The organism is Streptomyces sp. NPDC048106, from assembly GCF_040706415.1.
In the GTDB taxonomy this organism is placed as follows: domain Bacteria; phylum Actinomycetota; class Actinomycetes; order Streptomycetales; family Streptomycetaceae; genus Streptomyces.
Genome location: NZ_JBEZND010000008.1, coordinates 188,930 through 203,114, shown reverse-complemented (window position 1 = coordinate 203,114; position 14,185 = coordinate 188,930). Strand labels below are relative to the sequence as shown.

Below are 14,185 nucleotides of genomic sequence, written 5' to 3'. Positions count from 1 at the left end.
AGGATGCCCACCGCCCTGTTCGCCTGGCGCCGCACCCCGCCCCCGTTCCTCATCGGCGGCGCCGAGGTCACCCAACAGCTCCTCGCCGAAGAACTCGCCGCCGCCGGCTGGCACGTCACCTACCTCGGCTCGCACGAGGCGCCCTGGGACGGAACCACCCAGCTCCCCGACATGCGCGCCCACCTCGACAGGCATCGCGTCCCGTACGACGAGGCGGACGGCATCCTGCGCTACCGGTGGAACGGGGTCGAGTGTGCGGCGTTCATGCAGAACAACGTGGAGCACGCGCTGGGCAGCCTCCTGGGAGACCTCAGCCCCGATGTCGTGTTCACCTCGCAGGAAGGCTCGGCGCAGCTCGCCGCGCAGGCCAGACCGACCGCGCTCGTCGCCGGCCTCCTGCACTCCGTCTCCACCACCGGCCTGGGGGTCCTTGCCGGTCGCCCCCACTACGGCCTGGCCGTGTCGGATTTCGTCCGGGCACGTGCACCCCACACCCCTGGCACTCGCCTCGCCGTGATGTACCCGCCGTTTGCGCTCCCCGGGGAGAGCTCGGGCGAGGCCCGCACCGAGTCCGTCCTCATGATCAACCCCATCCCCGCCAAGGGATCCGAGCTACTGCACCAGCTCATCCGTCTCATGCCGGAACAGCACTTCACCTTGGTCGAAGGCTGGTGGGACACCGCCGTCGACTTCGCCGCCTACCCGAATGTGACGTACGTGCCCCGCCTGTACGACATGGGGCCTCTGTACCGCAGCCACCACCTGCTGCTGGTCCCCTCCACCGTGGAAGACGCCTTCCCCCGCGTGATCATCGAGGCCGCGCTCCACGGGGTCCCGAGCATCGGAACCGATCGGGGCGGCATCCCCGAAGCCATTGGGGACGCCGGAATCGTCCTGCCGGGCACAGCCGGCCCCGAGACGTGGGCAAGCGCGATCCGGGAGGCGGACCACGAGGCGCTGGGCATGAGGGCCCGGCGTCAGGCGGTCACGTTCACGCGACCGTGCCTGCCCGAGCTTCGGGAGCTGGGGATCTAGGCAGATCCGGTGAATGCCCGCTCCACCGCGTCGAGCCGCTCCGTCCACCAGTGAAGAAGCGCCTCGTCGGCGATGAACAGCTCGTCGCAGGAGTGGTCGCCCCGGTCGTAGTGGAACTCGAGCTGCCAGAAGTCCGTCATCCGCTTCCACCACAGTCGTCGCGCGGCGTCGAGCAATGCGGCCGGTTCCAACGGGATCACCGACCGGTAGCCGGCCACGAACGCCGCCACCCGCTCCAGGTCGAACACGCCCTCCACCCCGAACTGCACCTGCGCCGTACGAACGACCTCTTCCGCGTACGGGCGGACTCCGAGCCGATCCCAGTCCAGGACGGCAACCAGTTCGCCGTCCGCCCAGAGGAGGTTCCGGTATTGGAAGTCACCGTGCGTCCAGCCATGTGGGCCCGCAGGGGTGTCTCCCTCGGGGCGCAGGTGGGCGTGCTTGTCGAGGAGGATCTTGCGCTCTTCGAGGGCAGTACCTGCGGCCCTGTCGAATGCGTCGCCCGCACCCCGGGCTGATACGGCTCCAGCAAGCCGGTCAGCCTTCTGGACGGCTCGGCCGGCCTCGGTCACCTCAGCGGTGACCGAGGCCGGCGCTGCGGGCAGCCCGGCCTCATCGGCAGCACGGCCGAGTGCCGTATGGAGTCCCGCGAGGTGTGTGCCGAGCTTGGACGTCTGCGTCAGCGACAGGTCGGTTCCGCGAACATGGTCCCCGACCGACCAGGAAAAGAGGCAGTAGACGCCACCGCGTACGTCGGCGATCACATCGCCGTGGATGGTGGGGAGCGGGGCACATACGGGAACGCCGTACGAAGCCAGGACGGGAAGGACCGCGAGGTTGCGACGCAGTCGATCGAGCGGCACGTCCGTGACCCGCTTGAGGGCGAACCTCCCGGCCCGGGTGTCCAGCCGCCAGTTCACGTTCATGAGGCCATCGGCCAGGTGCTGTCGGTCCAGCACTTCGTCGATGTCGTATGCCCGGATCAGCTCGGCAAGATCGTCTGCGGGAAGGTGCGTCCTGTCCGCCACGTTCGCGTCGGTCACCCTGGCGACGATACGGGAGCCGGCCGTGCAGACGCACAAGGATCACTGGTCTGTCTCGGTGGGACGCGCCCGTTCCCTAAGGGAACGCATCAGGTGTTGCCCGAGGGAACGCTTTCTCTGTTCCCTCGGGCAACATGAGGGTCGGTCAACGCCGCCGCCCCTGCGGCTGCCGTGCGACGGTCGGTGTGGCCGCTGGCGGGTGGACCGGGGTGGCAGGAAGCCGCGTGGTGCTGCGGGCCATGGCTGCTTGGGCGCGGGGGCTGGGTGTGTGGCGTTGGCCGAGGCGGTGGATGCGCCAGGTCAGGGCGCGCGCTGGGTTGCGGGCGTCATCGAGAGCGCGTTGGCCGAGGGCTTGATCGAGGAGGGTGGTCGGGTTGTGGCCGGCTGTCTCCGCGTTGGCGAGGACGGTGGCGAGGGCGTCCCAGGCGGGGTCCTGGAGGATCTGTTCGGCGTGCTCGGGGACGGCCTGCTGGAGGTGGCGGGCGTAGCGCTGCTTGGTCTGGATACCAGGGGCACGACGGGCGAGGTCGTCCAGGACCGGGACGGCGACGTGTGCGTACGCGGTCTGAAGGTGGACGAGGGCCTGCTGGGCTGCTGCCCCCTGCTGGGCGTGCTGGTGGGTGCGGTGCCAGTGTTTCGCGAACGCCACGGCGATGAGGGCAGCGTCCAGGAGCATCGCTAGCCCGGCGCCGTCGCCCGTCGGGGCGGGGGCGCGCAGGATCGCCTGGACGCTGCGGCGCAGGACGCGGGCGCTGTTGAGGTCGGCGGTGATGCGGGAGCGGGTGGCGCGTTCGAAGATGGCGGCGGCCCGTTCGAGCTCGCTCCTCGCGGCGGCTGGTGCGGCGAGGGGCAGCAGGTCGAGGGCTCCGCCGAGGGCGACGAGCTGGCCTTGGGCGGTGTGGTCGTCTGCGTGGGTGAGGTGGTGGGGGATACGGTCGGTGGCCTGGTGCCAAGGGTCGGCCGGCCGAGCTGCGATGGGTTCGGGGCCGGTGGCGGTGAGGCGGTGGCGGATCTTGGGCAGGGAGAGGTCGCCGACGAGGGTGGAGCCGGAGAACCACACCGGTTCGCCGTGCTTGTTGAGGTCGCCGGGCAGGGCGACGCTGTAGCCGAGGACGTCTCCGGACGGTCCGGTCTTGGGGCGCACGGTCACGCCGGTCGCCTCCAGCACGGCGAAGAACTCGGTCTCGGTGGAGGCGGCTGCCACGGCGCGGCGTACGCGCATGCGCAGGATCTCGCGGGTGGTGGTGTCCTGGCCCTGGCGCTTGGCCTTGAAGTGTTCCTTGCTGGTGGGGCGTTTGGCGGCGGTTCCGTCGCCGGGGTTGAGGCGGCGCAGGCCGAGGTCGGCTTCGATCTTGCGTGCTTCGCGCTGGACGGCGCGGAAGAGCGTTTCCCGCGCCGTCTGATCGCCGAACGACGCATCACCTTCGTCAAGGTCGGTCGGCACGTGCGCATCCCAGAAAGCTCGCTGAGCGCGTTCATCGACGCCCACACGATTCAGCCGATCGGTCATCGGCGTAGCTCGTTTCGGAGGGCTGCCTGATGGCCAACAAAAAGGGCAGGCGTCGGGAATTCGGTTCCGTCCGACAGCTGCCGTCCGGCCGTTGGCAGGTTCGCTACCGGGACCCGGAGACAGGGCAACTGCGTCCCGCTGACAAGACGTACGCCACCAAGACCGACGCCCAGGTCGCCCTGACACACATCGAGTCGGACATCGCGCGCGGGCAGTGGTCGGACCCGGACGCCGGGGCGGTGAACTTCGCCGACTACGCCACCGCATGGCTGCGGGACCGCAAGCTGGCCGACCGTACTCGCGAGCGGAACGAGTCGGTGATGCGGCTGTACATCCTGCCCACCTTCGGGGCTGGAACGGTGGCCGACGTGACGACCCCTCGCGTGCGGAGCTGGCGCGGCAAGCTCCTGGCGGCCGGCGTCGGTGAGCCATCGGTCGTCAAGGCGTATCAGCTGCTGCGGGCCCTGATGAACACGGCCGTGGACGACGAGTTGATCCGGCGCAACCCGTGCCGCATCAAGGGCGCGGACCGCTACGACGTGCCGGAGCGACCGGTCCTCACGGTGGCGGAGGTCTTCGCCGTCGCCGACTCAATCGCGCCGCGCTACCGGCTGCTCGTCCTCTTGGCGGCCTTCACTACTCTACGGTTCGGGGAACTGGCGGCCCTGCGGCGTCGCGACATCGACCTGGAGGGACTGACGGTCACCGTTGGCCGTGCGCAAGCCGAGCTGCAGGACGGTCGACTCTTCGACAAGGCACCGAAGTCCGCGGCCGGGGTGCGCTCCGTCTCCTTCCCAGCCGAACTCCTCGACGAGGTGACGCGCCACCTGGAGCAGTTCGCCGCGCCTGGCCGTGACGGTCACGTCTTCGTCGGACCCCAGGGTGGGCAACTGCGGCGGAGCAACTTCCGGGACGACTGGGTGAAGGCGCGGAAGGCTGCGGGTGTATCGGCCGAGCTGCATTTCCATGATCTGCGGCACACGGGCAACACGCTGGCCTCCACGGCTGGCGCCAGCACCCGCGAGCTGATGACCCGCATGGGCCACAGCAGCTCGCGCGCCGCGCTGATCTATCAGCACATGACCAGCGACCGGGACCGGGCCATCGCGGATCGGCTCGGGGCCATGATCCGGGGCGGTGGGGGAGCGGTCTCCGACTCGGCCGAGAGGAGCCCTGCGGGCCCGTAGTGGCACGCCTGTGGCACGACCCCTGAAACGCCGAAGGGCCAGCCTGGGAGGAAAACCCTCCTGAGCTGGCCCTTCTCTCTGTGCCCCCGGCAGGATTCGAACCTGCGACACCCGCTTTAGGAGAGCGGTGCTCTATCCCCTGAGCTACGAAGGCGGATGGTGACCGACCGGTGAGGGTTGGGTCGCCGTCGTCAGTGTAGCGGGTGGTGCGCTCGGCGCACGGGGATCGGGGTGGGGGCTCAGCCCCGACGCCGCACGCCGCCTCCCGCGGTGCACGGTGTCGTGGTGGGTGCTCAGCGGAGGCGACGCAAGGTGTCCGGGGTCAGGGAGGAGACGGTGGGGTAGCCGTCGACGGCCATGAGGAGGTCGGCTTCGGCCAGCAGGGTGCGTAGGACGTGGACGATGCCGTCGGTGCCGCCCAGGGCGAGGCCGTAGGCGTAGGGGCGGCCGATGCCGACGGCGGTGGCGCCCAGGGCGAGGGCCTTGACGATGTCGGAGCCGGAGCGGATGCCGGAGTCGAAGAGGACGGGGAGGTCTCCGGCGGCCTCGGCCACGCCCGGCAGGCAGTGCAGCGCGGGCAGGCCGCCGTTGGCCTGGCGGCCGCCGTGGTTGGAGCAGTAGATGCCGTCGACGCCGGCGTCCCTGGCGCGGCGGGCGTCGTCCTGGTGGCAGATGCCCTTGAGGATCAGCGGCAGGTCGGTGAGCGACCGCAGCCAGGGCAGGTCGTCCCAGGTGAGGGGGTTGCCGAAGGTCAGAGCCCAGTGCAGTACCGCCGCCGACGGGTCGTCCTCGGGGGACTTGGCGAGGCGGGAGCGGAAGACCGGGTCGCTGGTGTAGTTGGCCAGGCAGTGCCCGCGAAGCTGGGGGAAGTTGCTCGCGGCCAGGTCGCGCGGGCGCCAGCCGGTGATCCAGGTGTCCAGGGTGACCACGATGCCCTTGAACCCGGCGGCCTCGGCACGGTGGACCAGGCTCTCCGCCAGCTCCCGGTCGGTCGGGGTGTAGAGCTGGAAGAAGCCGGGGGTGTCGCCGAACTCCGCGGCCACCTCCTCCATCGGGTCGACGGTCAGCGTGGAGGCGATCATCGGTACGCCGGTGCGGGCCGCGGCGCGGGCGGTGGCGAGGTCGCCGTGGCCGTCCTGGGCGCACAGGCCGATCACCCCGACCGGGGCCATGAACACAGGGGAGGGCAGGCGCATGCCGAACAGGTCGACGGACAGGTCGCGGTTGTCGGCCCCCACCAGCATGCGCGGGACCAGGCCCCACTCCTCGAACGCGGTCACGTTGGCCCGCTGGGTGTGCTCGTCCCCGGCGCCGCCCGCGACGTACGACCGTACCGACGGGGTCAGCGCGGCCAGGGCCGGCGGCTCCAGTTCGGCGAAGGTCATCGGCAGCCGCGGTATCACCCCGCGCAGCCCGTCGAGGTAGATCTCGTTCTGGTAGTCGGCGAACGCCATGAGGTTCTCCTGCTCCGGCCCGCCGGATGCGAGCCCCCTGGACCCCTACCGTGCGCGACCGCCCCCCGGCAACAGTGCGGGTCAGGACCGGGTCACCCGCACCCGATACGTCCCGTCCTCTTCCCCCGTCACGCGCACCACGACCCCGTGCCGAGGGTCCTTGAAGGTCTGGCCAGGGGTGAAGGGGGCGTCGGAGAGTTCGGCCTGCACGTTGGGGCTGCGGGTGCAGCCGCCGCTGTCGCGGTGGGCGTCGAAGACGGTGATGGGGCCCCGGCCGGTGTCCACGCCGGCGTCCACCTTGTAGATGAGGACGCCGGGGCAGCAGATCGCCTCGTCGTTGCCGCCCTGGGACCGGACCTCAAGGGCGTAGGCCGTGTGGCCGTCGATCGGGATGATCACGAGTTTGCCGCCGCCGGACTTGTACAGCGGGGTCAGGGAGTAGTCGACGCCGCCCCGTTTCGCCGCGCAGCCCACCTGGGAGCCGTCCAGCCAGCCCAGCTTCCACTTGTCCCAGGCGAGCATGTCGTTGTTGGCGCCCCAGTCCTCGCTCATGATGTCCCAGTGCCCGACCGTGTCCCCGCCGTCCTGGGTGTACAGGTCGGGCAGGCCGAAGGTGTGGCCGTTCTCGTGCGGCAGCACCCGGTAGCCGGTGTGGGGGAAGGAGCCGGAGCCGTCGTCCTGGCGGGAGTAGATGAAGGAGGCGTTGGCGACCGGCACCCCGTCGGCCACCGGCGCGTCCCCGTTCCCCGCGAAGGTCACCGACAGCACCGTGTCCAGCGCGGACGGACCGGCGTTCGGGGTGACCAGGATGTTCAGAAGGTCGTACGAGCGGAAGTCGACCTTGGGATCGGCCGCGGCCACGATGTCCTGGGCCAGTTGCCGGTAACCGGGGTCGAAGGGCGCGCCCCGCTCTATGCCGTACTCCTTGAACGGCTTCGGCATCCGCAGCCAGTCGCGCACCGGCGTCTCGGCCCGGTAGTCCAGGCGGCCGTACGACGAGGTGCGGAACCACTCCTGCGTCCGCGGGAAGAACTCGTGGAAGCGGTCCATCGCGCTGCCCGGTCCGGGCGCGTCGGAGAAGTCGACCATCAGGGTCAGGGCGTGCACCGTGCCGGTGGAGCGGGCGTAACCGTGCGGGGTGGGCACGCCCTCGGTCATCTGCACCTCTGGGCCGCCACGGATCATGCAGGGGGAGAACGCGGGGGAGCGGGCCAGGCCGGCCGGCCCGGCGGTGGAGGGCGCCGTGAGACGGGCGGTCCCGGCCGAGGTGCTGATCGCGAGGGTCAGCGCGGTCACCGCGGAGAGGGCTGCCATCCGGCGCGAGCGTATGCGGCGGGTGCATATGCCACTGGGGTCCTGGTCGGAGGGTACGCGGCGGGGCGACTGCGGCTGCGGCTGCATGCACGGACCCTTCGCTCCACGGCAGCCGCCGGTCCCGGCTGCACCCTTGCGATCACCCTGTGTCGGCGCTCCGGCGGGCGCGCGCTGGGCGAGACCGATCGTGGGAAGGGTGGGACCGATCGTGGGACGCGGGGGGCGGGAGAACGGTGCGGGAGGGTGAATTCCGGGCCGCGGTGAGTGTGGCTCAGGTCACACGCCTTCTTTCCCTCCCTGGGAAATAAGTGGGGACCCCGTCCCCGTTTAGAAGTGTGTTCGCCTGAAACGGGGACTCGCTCCCCGGATCGCCGGAGCCGCAGCCGGACTCGTACGAGTCCACCGACAGAGGAGTACGCAGTGACGACCGCGACCCAGCCCGCGCCGCGCAAGGTGACCCGGCCGCGCGCCGACGCCCTGCGCAACCGGGAACGGATCGTCACCGCCGCCCGGGAGATGTTCGTCGAGCATGGCCCGGACGTGCCGCTGGACGAGATCGCCCGCCGGGCCTGCGTCGGCAACGCCACGCTGTACCGCAACTTCCCCGACCGCGACGCCCTCGTACGCGAGGTCGTCTGCTCCGTGATGGACCGTACGGCCGAGGCGGCCGAGCACGCCCTCGCGGAGACCGGGGACGCCTTCGCCGCGCTGGAGCACTTCGTGCACGCCTGCGCCGACGAGCGGATCAGCGCGCTGTGCCCCATGGTCTCCAGCACCTTCGACCGGCACCACCCCGACCTGGAGGCCGCCCGCGAGCGCGTCGAAAGCCTCGTGGAAGAGGTCATGGCACGGGCCGTGACGGCCGGTCAGATGCGGTCGGACGTCGGCGTCGGCGATCTGATGATCGCCGTGGCCCAGCTGAGCCGGCCCCCGGCCGGCACGGACTGTCCGCGCGGCGACCGGTTCGTCCACCGCCACCTTCAGCTTCTCCTCGACGGCCTGCGGGCCCCCGCCCACTCCGTGCTGCCGGGCAGCGCCGTCACCGTCGAGGAACTCCGCCAGTGCGACCGGACGGCGTAGTCCGGTCAGCTCCCACCCTCCTCGTCCTCCGCTTCCGCCCTTCCGTTCGGCAGCCTGTCAGGCTCTTGGCCCTGACAGGTTCCCGGCCCCGACACGTTCTGCCCTCTGACGCCTCGACGCCTGACGCGTGATGTCTCACGCCTGACGCATGCCTGACGCATGCCTGATGCATGCCTGATGCATGCCTGACGCCTGACGCCTGACGCCTTTCGCTTTCCTGTCCTGACACTTTCCGTTCACTGCCGATTTCTCATCGTTTTTCCCTCACTCGTTTTCCGTCACCTGGTCACGAAGTTCCGCACTCGTGAACTCCCGAAGTCCCGAAGTGGGTACACCCATGTCCGAAGCCCTCAAGGCTCCCCGCATCACCGTGCCGACCGGTGATGCCAACCGCTGGAAAGCGCTCGTCTTCATCGCGCTCGCCCAGCTGATGGTCGTCCTCGACTCGACCATCGTGAACATCGCCCTGCCCTCGGCCCAGAAGGACCTCGGCATATCCGACGGCAACCGGCAGTGGGTCGTCACGGCCTACGCCCTCGCCTTCGGTGGTCTGCTGCTGTTCGGTGGCCGGATCGCCGACAAGTGGGGCCGCCGGCGCGCCTTCCTCGTCGGCCTGGTCGGCTTCGCGCTGGCCTCCGCGCTCGGCGGTGTCGCCGTCTCGGGCCCGATGATGTTCGGCGCCCGCGCCCTCCAGGGCGTCTTCGGCGCGCTGCTCGCGCCCGCCGCGCTGTCCCTGCTGGCCGTGATGTTCACGGACGCCAAGGAGCGCGCCAAGGCGTTCGGCATCTACGGCGCCATCGCGGGCGGTGGCGGCGCGGTCGGTCTGATCCTCGGCGGCTTCCTCACCGAGTACCTGGACTGGCGCTGGACGTTCTTCGTCAACGTGCCGTTCGCCGTCGTCGCCGCGCTCGGCGCCACCCTGGTCATCCGTGAGCCGGAGGGCGGCCGCAACCGCTCCCCGCTCGACATCCCCGGCGTGGTCCTCTCCACCCTCGGCCTGGTCGCGCTGGTGTACGGCTTCACGCGCGCCGAGTCCGACGGCTGGGGCGACGCCCTGACCGTGTCGATGTTCGTGGCGTCCGCGGTGCTGCTGCTGGCCTTCGTGCTGGTCGAGTCCCGGGTCAAGGCCCCGCTGCTGCCGCTGCGCGTGGTGCGCGACCGCAACCGCGGCGGCATCTACCTCTCCCTCGGCCTCGCCATCATCGGCATGTTCGGCCTGTTCCTCTTCCTGACCTACTACCTCCAGATCGTGCAGGGGTACTCACCGGTCAAGACCGGTTTCGCGTTCCTGCCGATGGTGGCCGGCATGATCACCGGCTCCACCCAGATCGGCACCCGGCTGATGACCCGGGTGCGGGCCCGGCTGCTGATGGGCCCCGGCTTCCTGGTCGCGGGTCTCGGCATGCTGCTGCTGACCCAGCTGGAGATCGGTTCGTCGTACGCGACCCTGCTGCTGCCCGCGATGGTGCTGCTGGGCCTCGGCATGGGTACGGCGTTCATGCCGGCCATGTCGCTGGCCACCCAGGGCGTCGAGCCCCGGGACGCCGGTGTCGCCTCCGCGATGGTCAACACCTCGCAGCAGGTGGGCGGCGCGATCGGTACGGCGCTGCTGAACACCATTGCCGCGTCCGCGAAGACGTCGTACCTCAAGGACCACCTCGCCGGTGCCGCCACCAGGCCGCAGCAGCAGCTCGTGCAGCTGCAGGGCATGGTGCACGGCTACAGCACGGCGATCGCCTTCGCCGTCGGCATCCTGGGCGTGGCCGCGCTGATCGCCTTCACCTTCGTCAACGCCGGCCGTCCGGGCTCCGTCACGGTGGCCTCCGGCGCGGGCGTCGAGGACGAGGTGCCGGTGCCGGTGGTGGCCCACTGAGCCCTGTGCGTCGGTGAGTTCAGCGGAGCCAGGGGAGGTCGGCGCCCTCCCCGTCCGGCTGAAGGCCCTCGGTGACGATCTCCATGATCTCGCCGAGGGCCTTCTGCTGTTCCGGGCTGAGCCGGTCGAACAGGGCCTGGCGGACGGCGGTCACATGGCCCGGGGCGGTACGGCCGAGCACGGCCGCGCCCTCCTCGGTGAGCACCGCGAACTGGCCGCGCTTGTCGGAGGGACAGTCCTCGCGGCGCACCCAGCCGCTCTTCTCCAGCCGGGCGACGGCGTGCGACAACCGGGAGCGGGTGATCTTCGCCTTCATCGCCAGCTCGGTCATCCGCAGCCGGCGGCGCGGCGCCTCGGCCAGGGTGACGAGGAGGCCGTAGTAGATGTGCGGCATGCCCGCGTCGCGCTGCAACTGCCGGTCGAGGTGGTCCTCCAGCAGGGTGGTGGCGTGCAGATAGGCGCGCCAGACGCGCTGTTCCTCGGGGGTGAGCCAGCGGTGCGGTGCGGCGGAGTCGGATGCCGGGTTCATGTGTCCACTTTACGAAAGGTCTCTTTGAAACTTGAACTAGTTGGCGTACCGTGTTCTGTAGAACTTGAGAGTTAAAGCAACAACATCCGGCCGCACCGGGCGACGACAGGCATCCGGGTTCGCCGGGCACGATTGGGAGCCGCCATGTCCCTCGCCGCCGCCAAGGAGCGCATGCCCGCCCTGTACCTCAGCCACGGCGCCCCGCCGCTCGCCGACGACCCCGTATGGCCCGGCCAGCTCGCCGCCTGGGCCGCGGCACTGCCCCGGCCGAAGGCCGTCCTCATCGTCTCCGCCCACTGGGAGGAGGCCCCGCTCGCCCTCGGCGCGATCGAGACCGTCCCGCTGGTGTACGACTTCTGGGGCTTCCCCGAGCACTACTACCGGGTCCGGTACGCCGCCCCCGGCGCGCCGGAGCTGGCCGAGTCGGTCCGCAAGCTGCTGCGCGCCCCCGGCACGCCCGTCCAGGACATCCCCGGCCGCGGCCTCGACCACGGCGCCTACGTCCCGCTCGTCGAGATGTACCCGGACGCCGACATCCCGGTGCTCCAGATCTCCATGCCCACCCTCGACCCGGTACGGCTCATGGAGACCGGCCGCAAGCTCGCCCCGCTGCGCGACGAGGGCGTGCTGATCATCGGCTCCGGCTTCTTCACCCACAACCTCGCCGCCCTGCGCCACACCGGCGGGGGCGTGCCGACCTGGTCCACCGAGTTCGACGACTGGGGCCGGCGCGCCCTCCAGGACCGCGACTGGGACGCCCTCCTCGACTTCCTGGGCAAGGCCCCGGCCGGCCGCTACGCCCACCCGCGCACCGAGCACTTCGCCCCGCTCTTCGTCACCATGGGCGCGGCGGAGGCCGGCGGCGAACTGGACGCGCAGAAGTCGGTGATCGACGGGTTCTGGATGGGGCTGGCGAAGCGGTCCGTGCAGTTCGGGTAGTCCGGACCGGCGTCCCTACAGCTCCTTCGCGTACCAGGCCACGTCCCAGTAGCGCCCGAACTTGCGGCCCACCTCGCCGAACGTGCCGACGTACCGGAAGCCGAAGCGCGCGTGCAGCCGCACCGACGCCTCGTTCGGCTGGGTGATCCCCGCGAAGGCGCGGTGCAGATCCTCGCCGGACAGCGCCTTGAAGAGGGCGTCGTAGAGCAGCGTGCCGATGCCGCGCCGGCCGGCGTCGGGGGCGAGGTACACCGAGGTCTCCACGGACGTGGCGTACGCGGGCCGGGCCCGGTGCGGGCCCGAGGTGGCGTACCCCAGGATCCGCTCGCCGCCGCTGCCCGGCGCGGGCCGGGTGGCAACCATCAGGCGGTGCGGGCCGTCTTCCGGGTGGGAGAGCAGCCAGGGACGGCGGTCCCGTGGGGCGAGAGGGGCGGTGTCGAACGTGATGGCCGTCTCGCGCACGTAGTGGTTGTAGATCTCCGTGAGGGCGTCGAGGTCCGCCTCGACTCCTGGTCTGACCTGCACATCTGTGGGCCTGGATGCCATCTCGTCTCCCATGTGGCGGAACAGGGTACTGCATGATCAGAAAAATCGAGGGGCGGGTTGGGAATTCTGTCCTGATTCCAGTCGTTGTTTCCATCGGATGCAGGGCACCCAGAGGAGAGTCCCAGGACAGCCCTCCGGAGTGCCGAGCGTTCAACAGGACCACCCGCCAGCCCACCATCGCAAGGGAGCACGCATGGCAACCCGTGCCGTCGCCCGTCGTAAGTCCGCCTCCGGCGAGACGGCCGACTCGGCAAGCAGTGTTCGCGCACATGGCGGCGAGATCGCGGACCGCGACCTGGTCGGCATGTACCTCGACGAGATCGCGCGCACGCCGCTGCTCGACGCCGCCAAAGAGGTCGAGCTGTCCCAGACCATCGAGGCGGGTGTGTTCGCGCGACAGGTTCTCGACGGATTCGAGGACACGCACTCGGACGCCACCCGGGAAGAGCTCGAAAGCCTGGTCGAGGCCGGCGAGCGGGCCAAGGACGTCTTCATCCGCTCCAACCTCCGCCTGGTCGTCGCGGTCGCCCGGCGCTACCCGCGCAGCGGCCTGCCCCTGCTCGACCTGATCCAGGAGGGCAACGCGGGCCTGGTGCGCGCCGTCGAGAAGTTCGACTACCGCAAGGGCTTCAAGTTCTCCACGTACGCCACTTGGTGGATCCGCCAGGCCATCACCCGCTCCATCGCCGACCAGTCCCGCACCATCCGGCTCCCCGTCCACCTGGTGGAGGAGCTGGGCCGCATCCGCCGGGTGCAGCGCGAGTTCAACCGGGAGCACGGCCGCGAGCCGGAGCCCGCGGAGATCGCGGCGGAGCTGGGCTCGAAGCCGGAGCGCGTCACCGACGTCCTCGACTGGGCCCGCGACCCGGTCTCGCTGAACATGCCGGTGGACGACCAGGGCGAGACCCAGTTCGGCGACCTGCTGGAGGACACCTCGGCGGTCAGCCCCGAGCAGTCCGTCATGACCCTGCTGCGCAGCGAGGAACTGGACGGCCTGATCGGCCGCCTGGACCAGCGCACGGCCTCCATCATCAAGATGCGCTACGGCATCGAGGACGGCCGCGAGCGCACCCTGACCGAGGTCGGCAAGGAGCACGGTCTGACCCGCGAGCGCATCCGGCAGATCGAGAAGCACGCCCTGCTGGAGCTGAAGAAGCTGGCGCGGGACACCGGCTTCGACGCGGCGGCGTAACGGATCCGGGGGGCTGAGGAACGGTCAGGGGACGGGAGCGGGAAGGGGACGGGGGCCGCGTACGCCGGGTCGTGAAAGACGGCGCAAACATGGCGCCCTCCCGCCGCTTCAACCGCCGGGCCCGAGGGAACAACCCTTCCGGGCCCGCCAGCGGGACCCCGCGAACGCCGCACTCCCCACACCGAGCCGCACGTCGTACCTGGCACACCGAGTCACATCCGGCCGTCCGACCCCACACCTCGGCCGACCCCACGCGAGCCATGTCCCGACGCACATCCCCCCCGGCGCCGGGACTTCCCAGAGCCGGGCTCCGGCGCCCACCCCCCCCTGGCGCCGGAGCCCGGCTTCTTTCGCACCGGACGGGATGCGCCGGCCTCGCCGCGTGTTCGGCGTCGCCTCCTTCGCCAACTCGCCGTAGGCGGCGCCCCCGAGCGTGTGCGGATGGCCGTCGAGGGGAAACTCCGGCGCTGTCGCGGGCGGGTA

The 14,185-nt window shown here is 70.6% G+C and carries 12 protein-coding genes, 1 tRNA gene and 1 pseudogene; 7 read left to right on the top strand and 7 right to left on the bottom strand.

All coding sequences use genetic code 11. The features are described from left to right. The first annotated feature begins 3 nt into the window (after positions 1-3). Positions 4-1,035 (top strand): glycosyltransferase, encoded by a 1,032-nt coding sequence (locus AB0927_RS11155; protein ID WP_366667270.1) that lies wholly within the window; start codon positions 4-6, stop codon positions 1,033-1,035. Here the strand turns inward: AB0927_RS11155 and AB0927_RS11150 are convergent. Further along, a complete protein-coding gene (locus AB0927_RS11150; RefSeq protein ID WP_366667269.1) occupies positions 1,032-2,117 on the bottom strand; it encodes a phosphotransferase in 1,086 nt (361 codons plus the stop codon). The genes AB0927_RS11155 and AB0927_RS11150 overlap by 4 nt on opposite strands. A gap of 106 nt (positions 2,118-2,223) precedes the next feature. After that, positions 2,224-3,456, bottom strand: a pseudogene (locus AB0927_RS11145) (mobilization protein); the annotation flags it as partial. Between AB0927_RS11145 and AB0927_RS11140 the strand changes: the two are divergent. Together AB0927_RS11140 and AB0927_RS11135 are read left to right on the top strand one after the other, a co-directional pair. Continuing rightward, the gene (locus AB0927_RS11140) at positions 3,445-3,618 is read left to right on the top strand and encodes an excisionase family DNA-binding protein (RefSeq protein ID WP_366667347.1); all 174 of its coding nucleotides are present in this window, start codon (positions 3,445-3,447) and stop codon (positions 3,616-3,618) included. The pseudogene AB0927_RS11145 and the gene AB0927_RS11140 sit on opposite strands and share 12 nt — an antisense overlap. Further along, positions 3,618-4,775 (top strand): tyrosine-type recombinase/integrase, encoded by a 1,158-nt coding sequence (locus AB0927_RS11135; RefSeq protein WP_366667268.1) that lies wholly within the window; start codon positions 3,618-3,620, stop codon positions 4,773-4,775. The genes AB0927_RS11140 and AB0927_RS11135 overlap by 1 nt, the downstream gene beginning before the upstream one ends. 81 nt (positions 4,776-4,856) lie before the next feature. On the opposite strand, the gene AB0927_RS11130 is transcribed toward AB0927_RS11135, so the two are convergent. From AB0927_RS11130 to AB0927_RS11120, 3 genes are all read right to left on the bottom strand, one after another. Next, a tRNA-Arg gene (locus AB0927_RS11130) sits at positions 4,857-4,929 on the bottom strand. A gap of 139 nt (positions 4,930-5,068) precedes the next feature. After that, entirely contained in the window at positions 5,069-6,229 is a 1,161-nt protein-coding gene (locus AB0927_RS11125) for an alpha-hydroxy-acid oxidizing protein (RefSeq protein ID WP_366667267.1), read from the bottom strand. Between the two features lie 81 nt (positions 6,230-6,310). After that, positions 6,311-7,543, bottom strand: a complete 1,233-nt coding sequence (locus AB0927_RS11120; RefSeq protein ID WP_366667266.1) for a M6 family metalloprotease domain-containing protein — start codon at positions 7,541-7,543, stop codon at positions 6,311-6,313. A gap of 420 nt (positions 7,544-7,963) precedes the next feature. Here AB0927_RS11120 and AB0927_RS11115 point away from each other — a divergent pair, with 420 nt between their 5' ends. Together AB0927_RS11115 and AB0927_RS11110 are read left to right on the top strand one after the other, a co-directional pair. Then, positions 7,964-8,623: a helix-turn-helix domain-containing protein gene (locus AB0927_RS11115; RefSeq protein ID WP_366667265.1), complete on the top strand. Its 660-nt coding sequence runs from the start codon at positions 7,964-7,966 to the stop codon at positions 8,621-8,623. A 337-nt stretch (positions 8,624-8,960) separates the two neighbouring features. Then, positions 8,961-10,496, top strand: coding sequence for an MFS transporter (locus AB0927_RS11110; RefSeq protein WP_366667264.1), 1,536 nt, complete (start codon positions 8,961-8,963; stop codon positions 10,494-10,496). A 19-nt stretch (positions 10,497-10,515) separates the two neighbouring features. Here the strand turns inward: AB0927_RS11110 and AB0927_RS11105 are convergent, their stop codons facing one another. Continuing rightward, complete coding sequence (locus tag AB0927_RS11105; protein WP_366667263.1) at positions 10,516-11,025, bottom strand: MarR family transcriptional regulator; 510 nt, start codon at positions 11,023-11,025, stop codon at positions 10,516-10,518. 144 nt (positions 11,026-11,169) lie between these two features. Here AB0927_RS11105 and AB0927_RS11100 point away from each other — a divergent pair, with 144 nt between their 5' ends. Next, positions 11,170-11,964, top strand: coding sequence for a class III extradiol ring-cleavage dioxygenase (locus tag AB0927_RS11100; protein WP_366667262.1), 795 nt, complete (start codon positions 11,170-11,172; stop codon positions 11,962-11,964). 15 nt (positions 11,965-11,979) lie between these two features. Here the strand turns inward: AB0927_RS11100 and AB0927_RS11095 are convergent, their stop codons facing one another. After that, positions 11,980-12,510 (bottom strand): N-acetyltransferase family protein, encoded by a 531-nt coding sequence (locus AB0927_RS11095; protein WP_366667261.1) that lies wholly within the window; start codon positions 12,508-12,510, stop codon positions 11,980-11,982. A 193-nt stretch (positions 12,511-12,703) separates the two neighbouring features. Between AB0927_RS11095 and AB0927_RS11090 the strand changes: the two genes are divergently transcribed. Further along, the gene (locus AB0927_RS11090; protein WP_366667260.1) at positions 12,704-13,702 is read left to right on the top strand and encodes a sigma-70 family RNA polymerase sigma factor; all 999 of its coding nucleotides are present in this window, start codon (positions 12,704-12,706) and stop codon (positions 13,700-13,702) included. Positions 13,703-14,185 lie beyond the last annotated feature (483 nt).